The sequence below is a fragment of the Bradyrhizobium sp. AS23.2 genome (assembly GCF_001908185.1).
Taxonomy (GTDB): Bacteria; Pseudomonadota; Alphaproteobacteria; order Rhizobiales; family Xanthobacteraceae; genus Bradyrhizobium.
Map to the genome: position 1 here is coordinate 18,289 of NZ_LGHM01000041.1, position 14,135 is coordinate 32,423.

Sequence of the window (14,135 nt, forward strand, 5' to 3'; positions counted from 1 at the left end):
TGTGATGGCCGAGCCGTTGGACGATTATATCGACGCCGTATCGAAGGCGCTCGCGCTGCCGGTCGAGGAGGCCTGGCGGCCGGCGGTTCGCGCCAATCTCGAAGTGTCGCTGCGGCTCGCCCGCCTTGTCGACGAATTCGCGCTGCCGGACGAGACCGAGCCGGCGCCTGTCTTTACGGCCTGATGTTGCCATGACCATCAAGCCAGAGATGACAGCCTCCGATATCGCGAGCGCGGTTGCCGGCGGCAGGATGTCCGCGATCGATCCCACTGAAGCGGCTCTCGCGCGCATCAAGCGGCACGACACCACTCTCAACTCCTTCACCGACGTCACCGCCGAGCGCGCCCGTGCCAGGGCGCTTGCGATCGACGCCGACATTGCCGCAGGCAAGAAAGTCGGCCCGCTCGCCGGCGTCCCCTTCGCAGTGAAGAGCCTGTTCGACGTCGCGGGCCTCTCGACGCGTGCCGGCTCGAAGATCAACCGCGACCTCGCGCCGGCGAAGCGCGACGCGACGCTGATCGAGCGCATGGAGGCGGCCGGCGCGGTGCTGGTCGGCGCGCTCAACATGGGCGAATACGCTTACGACTTCACCGGCGAGAACGTCCATGACGGCCCCTCGCGCAATCCGCATGACACGACGCGCATGACCGGCGGCTCCTCCGGCGGTTCGGGGAGCGCCGTCGGCGGCGCGCTGGTGCCGCTCGCACTCGGCTCGGACACCAATGGCTCGATCCGCGTGCCGGCCTCCTTCTGCGGCATCTTCGGCCTGAAGCCGACCTATGGCCGGCTGTCGCGGGCGCGCTCGTTCCCGTTCGTGGCCAGCCTCGATCATCTCGGTCCGTTCGCGCGCTCCGTCACCGATCTCGCGCTAGCATATGATGTCATGCAGGGGCCGGACGCCGACGATGGCGCCTGCACCACGCGCGGCGTCGAACCGGCCGCGCCGCTGCTCGGCGAGTCCATCGCAGGCTTGCGCGTCGCCATCGCCGGCGGGCATTTTCAGAAGAACGTGTTTCCCGAGGCAGTCGAAGCCGTCAGCCGCGTCGCCAAGGCGCTCGGTGCAACGCGGGTGATTGATGTCCCCGAAGCCTCACGCGCCCGTGCGGCGGCCTATGTCATCACCACGACCGAAGGCGCCTCGCTGCATCTCGATCGCTTGCGCAGGCGTCCGAACGATTTCGACCCTGCCGTGCGCGACCGGTTGATTGCGGGCGCCATGGTGCCGGCGCCCTTGGTCGACCGCGCGCAGAAATTCCGCCGCTGGTATCGCGCGCAGCTTGCCGAGATCTTCAGGTCGGTCGACGTGCTGCTCGCGCCGGCAACCCCCTGCACCGCGCCGAAGCTCGGCCAGGTGAATTTCAACCTCGACGGCGTGGAGCTGCCGGTGCGCGCCAATATCGGCATCCACACCCAGCCGATCTCGTTCATCGGCCTGCCGGTGGTCGCTGTGCCGGTGCCGCTCGAACCGTTGCCGATCGGCGTGCAGATCATCGCCGCGCCCTGGCGCGAAGACGTCGCGTTGCGTGTCGCGTACGCGTTGGAACAGATGGGCGTGGCATCAGCGCCGTCGCCGAAAGGAATTTGAGATGGAGATCGATCTCCTCGACGTGATCGCGGAAGTCAAAGCCGCGTTCGAGCGCTATGAGAAGGCCCTCGTCACCAACGAGGTCGCGGTGCTCGGCGAGCTCTTTCGCAACGATCCGCGCACGCTGCGCTACGGCATCGGCGAGAACCTCTACGGATACGAGGCGATCTCCGGCTTCCGCGCCGCACGCTCGCCGGTCGGCCTGAACCGCCGCACCGCCAAAACCGTCATATCGAGCTATGGCCGCGACACGGCCGTGGCCTCCACCCTGTTCTATCGCGACACAGCGCCCGGCAAGGTCGGCCGGCAGATGCAGACCTGGATTCGCTTCCCGGAGGGCTGGCGCGTCGTCGCCGCCCATGTCAGCATTATCGACGAGTCGAAAGAGACCTGATCGCATGACGCTTGACGCCTTTCCGCAGGGGACAGTGTCGGCCGAGCCGGTGGTGCCGCGCGTCGACCGCGCGCAGCCCAGCGTGCATAAGGTCACGCGCGCCGAGGAGCTGCGCTTGCAGCTCGCCGACGAGATCGTGCGCGGAACCCTAGCCCCCGGCGCGCCGCTCGACGAGACCGACATCGCGCGCCGCTTCAACGTCTCACGCACGCCGGTGCGCGAAGCGCTGCGCCAGCTGGTGGCGAGCGGCCTCGTCGAATCGCGGGCCCATCGCGGCGCGGTGGTGGCGCAGCCCTCGATCGAGCGGCTGAAGAGCATGTTCGAAGCGATGGCGGAGCTCGAGGCGCTGTGCGCCGGCCTTGCGGCCGAGCGCATGTCTGCGGCCGAGCGTCACGGCTTGGAGGCCATCCACGAAGAGCTGCGGGTGTTGAGCTACACCGGCAATCCCGATCGCTTCCACGAGGTCAACGAGCGCTTCCACAACGCGGTCTATGCGGGATCGCAGAACGGTTACATCGCCGAGATCACGCTGGCGACGCGCGTGCGCGTCCAGCCGTTCCGCCGCGCCCAGTTCCGCAACCTCGGGCGTCTTGCCAAATCGCAGGCCGAGCACGACCGCGTCGTCGTCGCGATCATGCGCGGCGACAAGCAGGGCGCCGCGGTGGCGATGCGCGCGCATATCGAGCTGGTGCGCGGGGAGTACGAGATCTACGCGGTGTCGGTGTAGATGCGTCCGTGTCCCGGACGCGGTGCAGCGCGTAGCGCTGCTCCGCAGAGCCGGGACCCATCTATGCACCGCGTATAGCCAGCTCCATGGGTCCCGGTTCAGCAGCGCACCACTGCGTGATGCGCTGCGCGCGGGACACGAGAATTACCCCGTTGCCGCTTCCGCCATATACGCGCGCCAGCCACCATACGCAGTAATGTCGCGGGCATCGCCCAACACTTCAGGCTCGACGATGAATCCCTTCACGCTGCGGCCGTCAGCAAGTCGAACTGTGCCGATCGACAAAGGCGCGGGGATCGCGTTGACGAACTTGCCGAAGGCGGACGACGACAGCGACCATATCTCCAACTCGATCGCAGCACCCTTGCCGGCCTCGACGCGCAACATGCCCGGCTTCGGCGGCGTGGTCTTCAATGCATAGAGCTTGTAGTCGGGCGCGGTCCTGGTCGCCTCGATGAGGTGTCCGTTCAACGCTTTCAATTCGCCGTTCAGCGCCATGCCGGAGAGATGCGCGCCGACGACCGCGATCGGGATCCCGTCGCCTGTGCTTGCAGGCAGCGGCGTGAGCGGTGGCTGCGGCACGCCCCTCGCGCCAACGGTCAGCTTGGTATCCGCATGGAACACGCGGCCGATGCTCGCGAGCAGCGCATCGCGTCCCGCGGGCGCAAGCAGCGTGATCCCGAACGGAATGCCGTCGGCACGCATCTCTGCCGGCACGGCGAGGCCGCAGAGGTCGAGCAGGTTGACGAAATTGGTGTAGGTGCCGAGCCGGCTGTTGAGCTCGATCGGATTGGCGAGCACCTGCGCGGTCGTATAGGCCGTCGGCGCTGTCGGCAGCACCAGCGCGTCGATATTGGCAAAGGTGCGCTCGGCGATCTTGCGCAGGCCCTGCAGGCGGTAGAGCGCCGCGAAAGTTTCCGTCGCGGTCAGCCGCGCGCCGGCCGCAGTGATCTCGCGCGTTACCGGGTGGATCGCATCAGGGGCAGAGGCGAGCAGGTTGCGGATCACGAGATAGCGTTCTGCGACCCATGGGCCTTCATACAGCAGCCGCGCCGTCTCGTAGAACGGCTCGAGGTCGAATTCGACCAGATCAGCACCAAGCGCTGTCCAGCGCTTCAGCGCATCGGCATAGGCGGCTTCCGTCTTCTTGTCGCCGAAGAAGATCAACTGCCCGTTGCGCGGCACGCCGAGGCGCAGGTTCGTGGGGAACGGCGTGATCGGCCCCAGCGGCCGGTCGCGCGAGAATGGATCGGCCTGGTCGGGGCCTGCCATCACCGACAGCGCGAGCGCGGCGTCGTCCACTGTCAGCGTGAACACCGAGATGCAGTCGAGCGTGCGGCAGGCCGGCACGAGACCGGCGGTCGAGATCATGCCGAGGCTCGGCTTCAGCCCGACGATGTTGTTGAGCATCGCCGGCACGCGCCCGCTGCCGGCGGTGTCCGTACCCAGCGACAGCGGCACCAGCCCGGCACCGACGGCGACCGCCGATCCCGAACTTGAGCCTCCGGGAACGAGACCTTCGCGGATCGAGTTCCTGGGGATGCCGTAAGGCGAGCGCACGCCGACGAGGCCGGTCGCGAACTGGTCGAGATTGGTCTTGCCGATGATGACGGCGCCGGCGGCGCGCAGGCGCTCCACCGCGGTCGAGTCATGCGCCGGCGTGTAGGAAAAGGCCGGGCAGGCCGCCGTGGTCGGAAATCCCAGCGCGTCGATATTGTCCTTCACCGCGACCGGCACGCCATAGAGCGGCAGCCCGGCGATATCCTTCGCGGCGAGCTTCTCGGCTTCCGCGATCGCGTCCTTCTCGTCGCGCAGGCTGATGAAGACGGCGGGATCTCTGTGGTCGCGGATGCGCTGATACGTCCGCGCGATCGTCTGCGCCGGCGTCAGTGTACCCGCGCGATGCGCGGCCACAATAGCGGTGATCGTTTCAGGCTGCTCAGCCCCCATGCGACAAAACTCCGGCAACTTGTGTTCACCCGGATTGAAGCAAGCAGTGTGCCATTGTGTACAATATCCGAGCAGAGCGTCTGCTTCAGATATTATCGAGGCATCAGTGGCTTGGGGAGCGTTCGATTGTCGAACGGGCCGTCATGCCCACGCCCTGTTAGGTGCATTTGCGCAAATATTGGGCGGCCCGGGTCACGTGAAGCCGGCGAGGATCTGGAGCAGACGCTCCCGGTTCTCCTTGCCGATCTTCGCCTCGACATGGCGCTCGTGCTCCGCGGCGAGGCGCTTGAATTTCGCCAGCGCCGTCTCGCCCTGCGCGGTGAGGTGCAGCGCGTGGGAGCGCCGGTCCGCCTTCGACTTGATCCGCTTCACGAGCTTGCGCTGCTCGAGGCTGTCGAGCAGATGCACGAGCCGGGCGCGCTCGATGCCGAGGCGCTTGGCCACCGCCATCTGCGACAGGCCCGGATTGGCGCCGATCACCGTCATGACCGAATATTGCGTCGGCCGGATGTCGACATCGCCGAGCGTCTTGATGAAGTCCTGGAAGATCCAGATCTGAAAGCGCCGCACGGCATAGCCGGCGTGGCCGACCAGTGCGTCGAGGCCGATCTCGTCCGCGTCGATCCGCCGCGCCGGGCCGTTGCCGGCGCGTTTGCGCGGGGATAGGCGGGTGTCGGCTCGGGCTGCGCTGGCTGTCACATCATGTCTCCTGCCGCGCAACCTTAGCGCCTCGACGACTTGAGCGGAAGATTGTTGTTGACGACAACAATTGCCACGCCCAACATTGTGGCCAACGCGGCCCGGAACGAGGCCGCGGCCGATCCGGACGTCCGGGCGAGGAGGAAACCATGACAACCGCCCAACGCGGTGAGGCCGCAAGCCTATTCGCAACGCCGAAGACCGTCGCCGAGCCTCGCGCGGATGGCAGCATCGTGCTGCGCTCGCCCGAGCCGCTGCGCGATAGCGCACGCTGCATCGGCGACTGGCTGGAGCAGTGGGCGCTGCAAACGCCTGATACGATCTTCCTCGCCGAGCGCGGCAGCGCCGAAGTGCCGTGGACTACCGTCACCTATGCGCAGGCGTTACGGCAGGTACGCGGGGCAGCGTCCTGGATTCTGGCGCAGGGTCTTTGCCCCGAGCGCCCGATCGTCATCCTCTCCGACAACAGCATCGACCATGCGTTGCTTGCGCTCGCAGCCCAGCATGTCGGCGTGCCCTCCGCGGCGATCTCGCCCGCCTATTCGCTGATGTCCAGGGATTTCGACAAGCTCAAGAGCATGATCGGCCTGCTGGAGCCGGGCGCGATCTATGTCTCCGCGACCAGACCATTTGCGGCTGCGCTGGCGGCGATCAGGCCGCTGCACAAGGCGCAGATCATCAGCGGCAATGGCGACGCAGATGCGCTTGCCTTCCGCGCCATCGCGGCGACGCCCGAAACGCCCGGCGTCGCAAAGGCCTTCGCCGCTGTCACGCCGGACACGATCGCAAAATTCCTGTTCACGTCAGGCTCGACGGGCGCGCCCAAGGCGGTCATCAACACCCAGCGCATGCTGACCTCGAGCCAGCAGGCCAAGGCGCAGACCTGGACCTTCCTCGAGCAAGCTGGCTGCGATCTCGTCATTCTCGACTGGCTGCCCTGGAGCCACACCTTCGGCGCCAACCACAATTTCAATCTCGTGCTCCGCAACGGCGGCTCGCTCTATATCGACGGCGGCAAGCCTGCGCCCGGTCTCTTTGCGACGTCGCTGGCCAATTTGAAAAGCGTGATGCCGACGGTCTATTTCAACGTGCCGCGCGGTTTCGACATGCTGATCGCGGCGCTGCGCGGGGACGAGGAGCTGCGCCGCCGCTTCTTCGGCGAGGTGAAATTCGCCTTCTATGCTGGCGCCGCGCTGCCCCAAAACCTCTGGGACGCGCTCGAGCAGCTTTCCATCGAGACTGTCGGCCGCGCGCTGCCGATGGTCTCGGCCTGGGGATCGACCGAAACCTCGCCGCTCGCCACCGACTGCCATTTCCTCGCCGAGCGCTCCGGCAATATCGGCGTGCCGATTCCCGGCACCGAATTGAAGCTCGTCAGCTCCGGCGACAAGCTGGAGGTCCGCGTGCGCGGTCCCAACGTCACGCCGGGCTATTGGAAGGCGCCGGAGCTGACGAAGCAGGCTTTTGACGAAGAGGGATTCTATCTCATCGGCGACGCCGTGAAGCTCGCGGACGCCGGGCGGCCGGAGCGCGGCCTGTTCTTCGACGGCCGCGTCGCGGAAGACTTCAAGCTCAACTCCGGCACCTGGGTCAGCGTCGGCACGTTGCGCGTCGCCGGCATCGCCGCGCTGGCGCCGCTTGCGCAGGACATCGTCGTCACCGGTCATGGCGGCGATGAAGTGCGTTTCCTGGTGTTTCCGAACCCTGTAGCGTGCCGGACCCACGCCGGTCTGCCCGAGACGGCGAGCGTGAATGATGTGCTGGCGCATGACAAGGTGAGGTCGGCAATCGCGGAGGGCCTGGTGAAGCTGAAGCAGCAGAGCGCCAACTCCTCCGGCCATGCCACGCGGGCGCTGCTGCTTGCCGAGCCGCCGTCCGTCGATGGGGGCGAGATCACCGACAAGGGCTACATCAACCAGCGCGCCGTGCTAACCCGGCGCGCGGATGCCGTGGCGCGGTTGGACGATGATGCGTCGGGCGAGTGGATCGGCTGCGCCAGCTGAAGCATTAGCGTCTCCCGTGCCCCGGACGCAGTGCAGCACCATAGGCGCGTTCACGCGCGTCTTCAACGCGCTATGGTGATGCGCTGCAGAGCCGGGGCCCATCTCTCGTAGTGCGCGTGGCGGCGTGGGTCCCGGCTCTGCGCAGCAGCGTTTCACGCTGCAGCGCGTCCGGGACACGAGAGCTGGGCAGGTGCATTACGCCAGCCATCCTGCCGCAATATCCTGCATAATTCTTTTGTTGCCCAAGCAACTAATTTGTGCGAACCGTTCCAAACAAGGATGACGGTGGGGGAACCGCCGCGCCTGATCTCGGAGGAAACAATGCTCGGCCGGAAGGGTGCCGCAGGCAGACGCCCGCACATGCCGGAAAATGACGGAGGATTGCGCCCGGCGCGCGACCTGTCAGGTGTCCGTGCCGCCCGTCACTGCACCCAGATTGTCGTGCAGTCTGCGCAACAAATCGATCAGCACCTCGCGCTCGTCCTTGCTCAGGCAAGACAACAGGCGCCGCTCGCGCTCGAACGCGGCGACGATCACCTTGTCATGGGTGGCGCGCCCCTTCGCCGTCAGCGAGATCGAATGGGTGCGACCGTCGTTTGGATCGGTGCGGATCGATACCAGCCCGCGCTTCTCCAGGCCGGCGAGCGTACGGCTCACCGGACCCTTGTCGAAGCCGATGACGTGGCAGATGCGCGAGGCGGGAATGCCGGGCTCGATCGCCAGCAGCGACATGATCCGCCATTCCGTGACGTTGACGCCGAATTGCCGCTGATAGAACGCGGTCGCGCTGTTCGAAAGCTTGTTGGCGATGAAGGTGATGAAGGCCGGAACGTAACGATCGAGATCGAGCGTCGGCCCCGCTTCCGCGGGCGCAGGCTTCTGTCGGGATCTGGTCGAAGGCGGCGGCATATCGGGTTTTTGACTCGCGGCGTGCTCGCAGACCTAAGGGCATGCGCCGCCCTTTCACAAGATCAAAGTGAGGGAGAACTTCAATGAGCGCATCAAGCTCCCCGGAAATCAACGGCTCGGCCGTCCCGCATCTCGACGTCGACCCCTTCGACATGAAGTTTTTTGCAGACCCGTATCCCACGCACGAGTTGCTGCGAGAGGCGGGGCCTGTCGTCTATCTCGACAAGTGGAATGTCTACGGCGTGGCACGCTATGCCGAGGTCCATGCCGTGCTGAACGATCCCGCGACTTTCTGCTCCAGCAGGGGCGTAGGCTTGAGCGACTTCAAGAAGGAAAAGCCGTGGCGGCCGCCGAGCCTGATCCTGGAGGCCGACCCGCCCGCGCACACGCGCACGCGCGCGGTGTTGTCAAAGGTGCTGTCACCCACCGTGATGAAGCAGGTTCGCGACCGCTTCGCCGCGGCGGCCGAGGAGCGCGTGGATGCGCTACTTGAACAGCGCAGCTTCGACGCGATCACGGATCTTGCGGAAGCCTATCCGCTCTCAATCTTCCCGGATGCGCTGGGGCTGAAGCCGGAGGGCCGCGAGCATCTCATTCCCTATGCGAGCCTCGTGTTCAACGCCTTCGGCCCGCCGAACGAACTACGCCAGGAGGCCATTGCGCGCTCGGCGCCGCACCAGGCCTATGTCACCGAGCAATGCCAGCGCGAGAACCTTGCGCCGGGCGGCTTTGGCGCCTGCATCCACGCCCATGTCGACGAGGGCGCGATCACCGCAACCGAGGCGCCGCTGCTGGTGCGCTCGCTGCTCTCGGCCGGCCTCGACACCACCGTCAACGGCATCGGCGCGGCGGTCTATTGCCTCGCACGCTTCCCCGATCAGTGGCAGCGCCTGCGCAATGATCTCTCGCTTGCGCGCAACGCTTTCGAGGAGGCCGTTCGCTTCGAGAGCCCGGTGCAGACCTTCTTCCGCACCACGACGCGCGAGGTCGAACTGTCAGGCGCGACCATCGGCGAGGGCGAGAAAGTGCTGATGTTCCTCGCCGCCGCCAACCGCGATCCGCGCCGCTGGGACAAGCCGGACAGTTACGACATCACCCGCCGTGCCTCCGGCCATGTCGGCTTCGGCTCGGGCATCCACATGTGCGTCGGCCAGTTTGTCGCGCGTCTCGAAGGCGAGGTGATGCTGACCGCGCTGGCGCGGCGGATCGCGAAAATCGAGATCAGCGGCGAACCCAAACGTCGCTTCAACAACACGCTGCGCGGGCTCGACAGCCTGCCTGTTACCATCACCCCGGCCTGACGAGGAGTTCTATGCCCGCCATCACCTTTATCCATCCCGACGGCAAGTCCGATCGCGTCGAGACCGGCGACGGCGAGAGCGCCATGCAGGCCGCGACCCGCCACGGGCTCGACGGCATTCTGGCCGAATGCGGCGGCAACGCCATGTGTGCGACCTGCCACGTGTATGTCGACGAGAGCTGGCTCGCACGCCTGCCTGACATGTCCGACGACGAGGACGCGCTGCTCGACGGCACCGCGACCGAGCGGCTGCCGAACAGCCGGTTGTCGTGCCAGATCAACATCACGCCTGCGCTCGACGGGCTCGTGCTGAGACTGCCGGCACGGCAGGTCTAGCTCGCCAGGGCGTCTGACTTTCAAAGACGCGCCGGCAACGACCGGTGCGGCATCACATCAAACGGGGAAGGAACAATGAAACACTTGAAGTGGACGCTTGCGCTGGCCGCGAGCCTGATGAGCGGCGCGGCAAGCGCAGAGATTTCCGACAATGTCGTGCGCATCGGCGTGCTCAACGACATCTCCGGCATCTTCCAGGACACCAACGGCATGGGCTCGGTCGAGGCCGCGCGCATGGCCGCGGAGGATTTCAACGGCGGCGGCAAGAACATCAAGGTCGAGATCGTCTACGCCGACCACCAGAACAAGGCCGATGTCGGCAACGCGATCGCGCGCAAATGGCTCGACGTCGAAGGTGTCGACGCCATCGTCGACGTGCCGAACTCGGCCGTCGGCCTCTCCATCAACGCGCTGCTGCGCGACAGCCGCATGACCTTCCTGGCGTCGTCCACGGCAAGCTCCGATCTCACCGGCAAGGCCTGCTCGCCCAACACCATCCAGTGGGTCAACGACACCTGGGCGACCGGCAACACCACGGCGGCCGCGATGATGTCGCGCGGCGGCAAGGACTGGTATTTCCTCACGGTCGACTACGCCCTCGGCAAGGGCATCGAAGCAGAAGCGCAGAAATACATCGATGGGCACGGCGGCAAAGTGCTCGGCTCATCGAAGCATCCGCTCGGCACCTCCGACTTTGCCTCCTTCCTGTTGCAGGCCCAGAATTCGAAGGCGCAGGTGATTGGCCTTGCCAATGCCGGCGGCGATACCATCAACACGGTGAAGCAGGCCGCCGAGTTCGGTGTTCAGCAGGGCGGCCAGAAGCTCGTGGCCTTCCTGCTCTTCATCAACGACATCCACGGCATGGGCATCAAGGTGGCCCAGGGACTGCAACTCATGGAAGCCTTCTACTGGGACATGAACGACGACACCCGTGCCTTCGCAAAGCGCTTCGCCGCGCGACCCGGCATGAACGGCAAGATGCCGAGCGGCAACCAGGCCGGCGTCTATGCCTCCACGCTCGCCTATCTCAACGCAGTGGCGGCCACCGGCAGCGACAATGCCAAGGACGCCGTGCCGGAGATGAAGAAGTTCAGGGGCAAGGACAGACTGTTCGGCGACACCACGATCCGCCAGGACGGCCGCGTCGTGCACCCGATGTATCTGTTCGAGGTGAAGAAGCCGGAGGAGTCGAAATATCCGTACGACTATTACAAGCTGGTTTCGACGATCCCCGCGGACCAGGCGTTCCGGCCGATGGCGGAAGGCGGGTGTGAGTTGGTGAAGTAGGCCTCGTGCCCCGGACGCAGTGCAGCGCGTAGCGCTGCGCTGCAGAGCCGGGGCCCACGACTTCTGGGTCCCGGCTCTGCGTCGCGTCATACGGGACGATGCTTCGCATCGCCCGGCATGCCGCGCCGCGTCCGGGACACGAGAGAAGCCTCACCCCACCACCTTGCTGCTTCCCTGCGTGATCAGCCGCGCGGCGCGCTGGTCGCGGGCGTAGATCCAGAGCCAGCTCAGGGCGACGCTGAGGCGGTGGCGCAGGCCGATCAGGAAGTAGATGTGGGCGATGCCCCAGATCCACCACGCGATCGCGCCGCGCAGCTTGATGCGGCCGAAATCGATCACGGCGAGTCGCTTGCCGATCTGCGCGAGGCTGCCGGCGTGCTTGTAGCGAAACGGGCCCGTCGGTGCGCCGCGCAGCCGTGCCTTGATGGTATCGGAGACATGGCGCCCCTGCTGCTTGGCGGCAGGCGCGATGCCGGGCACCGGCTTGCCGTCCCAGGCGTTGATGCTGACGGTGTCGCCGATCGCAAAGATCTCGGGGTGGCCGGGAATTGTCAGGTCGTCTTCGACCTGCACACGTCCGGCGCGATCGGCGGGTGCCCCCAGCCACTCTGCGGCGGGCGAGGCGCGCACGCCCGCGGCCCAGATCCGGGTTTTTGCGTCGAGCCGCGTGCCGCCGAACACGACGCCTTCGCGATCGATGTCGGTCACGGCCTGCCCGAGCACGACCTCGACGCCGATCTTCTCCAGCGAGGCCTGCGCATAGGCCGAGAGCTCGTCGGGAAAGCCGGCGAGCACGCGCGGGCCTGCCTCGATCAGCACCACGCGCGCTTTGGTCGTATCGATGTTGCGGAAATCGCCGGGCAAGGTGTGGTGCGCCATCTCGGCGATGGTGCCGGCGAGCTCGACGCCGGTTGGACCGGCACCGACGATGACGAAGGTCAACCGCGCCGCGCGCCTTGCCGGATCAGTCTCGCGCTCCGCGCGCTCGAACGCCACGAGGATGTGCCGGCGCAGCGTGGTCGCGTCCTCCAGCGTCTTCAGGCCCGGCGCGAACTGCTCCCATTCGTCGTGGCCGAAATAGGCATGGCGCGCGCCGGTGGCGAGCACGAGCGTGTCGTATGGCACTTCGCTGCCGTCATCGATCACCACGCAGCGGCGCGACGCATCGACGCCGCTGACCGTCGCAAACAGCGTCGTCACTTCGCGCCGGTCGCGCATGAGGTGGCGGATCGGCCAGGCGATCTCGCTGGTGGCCAGCGACGCGGTCGCGACCTGGTAGAGCAGCGGCTGAAACAGATGATGGTTGCGGCGGTCGATCAGCGTGATCGTAACAGGTGCGCCCGCGAGGCGGTACGCCGTTTCCAGCCCGCCGAAGCCGGCTCCGACGATGACGACGCGATGCGGTGTCGTGGTCATGATGCGCCCTCGAATCTCGCTGCTGTACTCCCCCATTTAAGTGCGGATCGGGTGCCGCGGTCCAATAGCCGTCTTCAATCGGGGAATAGGCCGGGTGTATGGATCTCCCGCGAAAAAGCGCCGCAGCCTTCGCCGAAGTGAGTAGAATTATATTTCTTGCCATCCCCGATTGGGGCGAAATATGGTGCAGGGGCAGGCGCTGAGCCATTGGCGGCTCGACAGATTTTGCGTTCAATAGAGACAGGCCCCGGGGCGGCGATCACCCCGTTTCCGGGAGCAATAATTAGGAGGGGAGTGGTTATGAGGACGGCATTCTGGCTGGCGGGCGCGGCTGCGCTCGCGCTGGCGAGCCCGGCATTCGCCGGCGACACCATCAAGATCGGTTTCGTTTCGACCTTCAGCGGCCCGACCGCCGTGATCGGCAACGACATGCGCAACTCCTTCGAGCTCGCGCTCGATCACATGGGGCGCAAGATGGACGGTAAGCCGGTCGAAGTGATCTACGAGGACGACGGCCAGAAGCCCGATGTCGGCAAGCAGAAGACCGAGAAGCTGGTGCAGTCCGACAAGGTCGACTTCATCGTCGGCTACATCTGGTCGAACGTGCTGCTGGCCTCGCTCAAGACCGCGGTGGACTCGCAGACCTTCCTGATCTCGGCCAATGCCGGGCCGTCACAGATCGCGGGTGAACTCTGCTCGCCTTACGTGTTCTCAACCTCCTGGCAGAACGACCAGACGCCGGCCGCCATGGGCCTCTACATGAACCAGAAGGGCGTCAAGAGCGTCTTCCTGATCGGGCCGAACTACGCCGCCGGTAAGGACATGCTCGCGGGCGTGAAGAGCACCTTCAAGGGCGAGATCAAGGGCGAGGAATACACGGTGTGGCCGAGCCAGCTCGACTTCTCCGCCGAACTCTCCAAGGCGCGCGCCTCGGGCGCGGAGTCGATCTTCGTGTTCTATCCCGGCGCAGCCGGCGTGCAGTTCCTCAATCAATATGCGCAGGCGGGCCTGAAGAGCACGATGCCGCTCTACACCGCCTTCACCGTCGACGAGCTCTCGCTGCCGCTGCAGAAGGAGAACGCACTCGGCGTTCCCGGCGCGCAGGAATGGGTGAACGACCTGCCCAACGAGCAGAACAAGCGTTTCGTCGCTGACTACCGCAAGAAGTACACCGGCCTGCGTCCGACCTATTACGGCGCGCAAGCCTATGACGCGGCGCAGCTCATCAACAGTGCGGTTGTCGCGGTGAAGGGCGATACCAGCAAAAAGGACGCGATGAAGGCCGAGATGGAGAAGGCCAACATCAAGTCGCTGCGCGGCGCCTTCAAGTTCGGCAACAACCACATCCCGGTGCAGAGCTTCTATCTGCAGGACGTGGTGAAAGACGCTGAAGGCCAGCTCGCGCTGAAGACGGTCGCCACCATCGTCGAGAATGACCAGGATCGTTTCCACGACAAGTGCCCGATGAAGTGAGGCGTTGCCTCTTCCTCTCCCCGCAAGCGGGGAGAGGGCTCTCACCCCGCCACTC

General features: G+C 65.9%; 13 protein-coding genes. 9 read left to right on the plus strand and 4 right to left on the minus strand.

The annotated features are described in order from the left end of the window. Positions 1–4: 4 nt before the first annotated feature. Genes AC630_RS09030 through AC630_RS09045 form a run of 4 tightly spaced genes read left to right on the plus strand, consistent with a single transcriptional unit; the run spans position 5 to position 2,707 of the window. Positions 5–184 (plus strand): DUF4089 domain-containing protein, encoded by a 180-nt coding sequence (locus AC630_RS09030; RefSeq protein WP_028182059.1) that lies wholly within the window; start codon positions 5–7, stop codon positions 182–184. Between the two features lie 7 nt (positions 185–191). After that, positions 192–1,586, plus strand: coding sequence for an AtzE family amidohydrolase (locus AC630_RS09035; RefSeq protein WP_074118119.1), 1,395 nt, complete (start codon positions 192–194; stop codon positions 1,584–1,586). A 1-nt stretch (position 1,587) separates the two neighbouring features. Beyond that, positions 1,588–1,980: an oxalurate catabolism protein HpxZ gene (hpxZ, locus tag AC630_RS09040; RefSeq protein WP_074118120.1), complete on the plus strand. Its 393-nt coding sequence runs from the start codon at positions 1,588–1,590 to the stop codon at positions 1,978–1,980. A gap of 4 nt (positions 1,981–1,984) precedes the next feature. Then, entirely contained in the window at positions 1,985–2,707 is a 723-nt protein-coding gene (locus AC630_RS09045) for a GntR family transcriptional regulator (protein WP_074118121.1), read from the plus strand. 144 nt (positions 2,708–2,851) lie between these two features. Here the strand turns inward: AC630_RS09045 and atzF are convergent, their stop codons facing one another. Both atzF and AC630_RS09055 read right to left on the minus strand, forming a co-directional pair. Beyond that, complete coding sequence (atzF, locus tag AC630_RS09050) at positions 2,852–4,657, minus strand: allophanate hydrolase (RefSeq protein WP_074118122.1); 1,806 nt, start codon at positions 4,655–4,657, stop codon at positions 2,852–2,854. A 192-nt stretch (positions 4,658–4,849) separates the two neighbouring features. Beyond that, on the minus strand, positions 4,850–5,356 hold the full coding sequence (locus AC630_RS09055) for a MarR family winged helix-turn-helix transcriptional regulator (RefSeq protein WP_074118123.1): 507 nt from the start codon (positions 5,354–5,356) through the stop codon (positions 4,850–4,852). Positions 5,357–5,505: 149 nt separating this feature from the next. Between AC630_RS09055 and AC630_RS09060 the strand changes: the two genes are divergently transcribed. Beyond that, positions 5,506–7,359, plus strand: coding sequence for a feruloyl-CoA synthase (locus tag AC630_RS09060; RefSeq protein WP_074118124.1), 1,854 nt, complete (start codon positions 5,506–5,508; stop codon positions 7,357–7,359). 402 nt (positions 7,360–7,761) lie between these two features. Here the strand turns inward: AC630_RS09060 and AC630_RS09065 are convergent, their stop codons facing one another. Next, positions 7,762–8,268 carry a MarR family winged helix-turn-helix transcriptional regulator gene (locus AC630_RS09065; protein ID WP_074118125.1) on the minus strand — a complete coding sequence of 169 codons (507 nt, stop codon included), beginning with the start codon at positions 8,266–8,268 and terminating at the stop codon, positions 7,762–7,764. 83 nt (positions 8,269–8,351) lie between these two features. On the opposite strand from AC630_RS09065, the gene AC630_RS09070 reads away from it, so the two are divergent. The 3 genes from AC630_RS09070 (at position 8,352) to AC630_RS09080 (ending at position 11,191) form a co-directional block, all read left to right on the plus strand. Continuing rightward, positions 8,352–9,569 carry a cytochrome P450 gene (locus tag AC630_RS09070; RefSeq protein ID WP_074118126.1) on the plus strand — a complete coding sequence of 406 codons (1,218 nt, stop codon included), beginning with the start codon at positions 8,352–8,354 and terminating at the stop codon, positions 9,567–9,569. A gap of 11 nt (positions 9,570–9,580) precedes the next feature. Then, entirely contained in the window at positions 9,581–9,904 is a 324-nt protein-coding gene (locus tag AC630_RS09075) for a 2Fe-2S iron-sulfur cluster-binding protein (RefSeq protein WP_074118127.1), read from the plus strand. A 75-nt stretch (positions 9,905–9,979) separates the two neighbouring features. Next, complete coding sequence (locus tag AC630_RS09080) at positions 9,980–11,191, plus strand: ABC transporter substrate-binding protein (RefSeq protein ID WP_074118128.1); 1,212 nt, start codon at positions 9,980–9,982, stop codon at positions 11,189–11,191. Between the two features lie 150 nt (positions 11,192–11,341). On the opposite strand, the gene AC630_RS09085 is transcribed toward AC630_RS09080, so the two are convergent. Then, positions 11,342–12,607 carry an NAD(P)/FAD-dependent oxidoreductase gene (locus AC630_RS09085; RefSeq protein WP_074118129.1) on the minus strand — a complete coding sequence of 422 codons (1,266 nt, stop codon included), beginning with the start codon at positions 12,605–12,607 and terminating at the stop codon, positions 11,342–11,344. A 300-nt stretch (positions 12,608–12,907) separates the two neighbouring features. Here AC630_RS09085 and AC630_RS09090 point away from each other — a divergent pair, with 300 nt between their 5' ends. Continuing rightward, positions 12,908–14,080 carry an ABC transporter substrate-binding protein gene (locus AC630_RS09090; RefSeq protein ID WP_074118130.1) on the plus strand — a complete coding sequence of 391 codons (1,173 nt, stop codon included), beginning with the start codon at positions 12,908–12,910 and terminating at the stop codon, positions 14,078–14,080. Positions 14,081–14,135 lie beyond the last annotated feature (55 nt).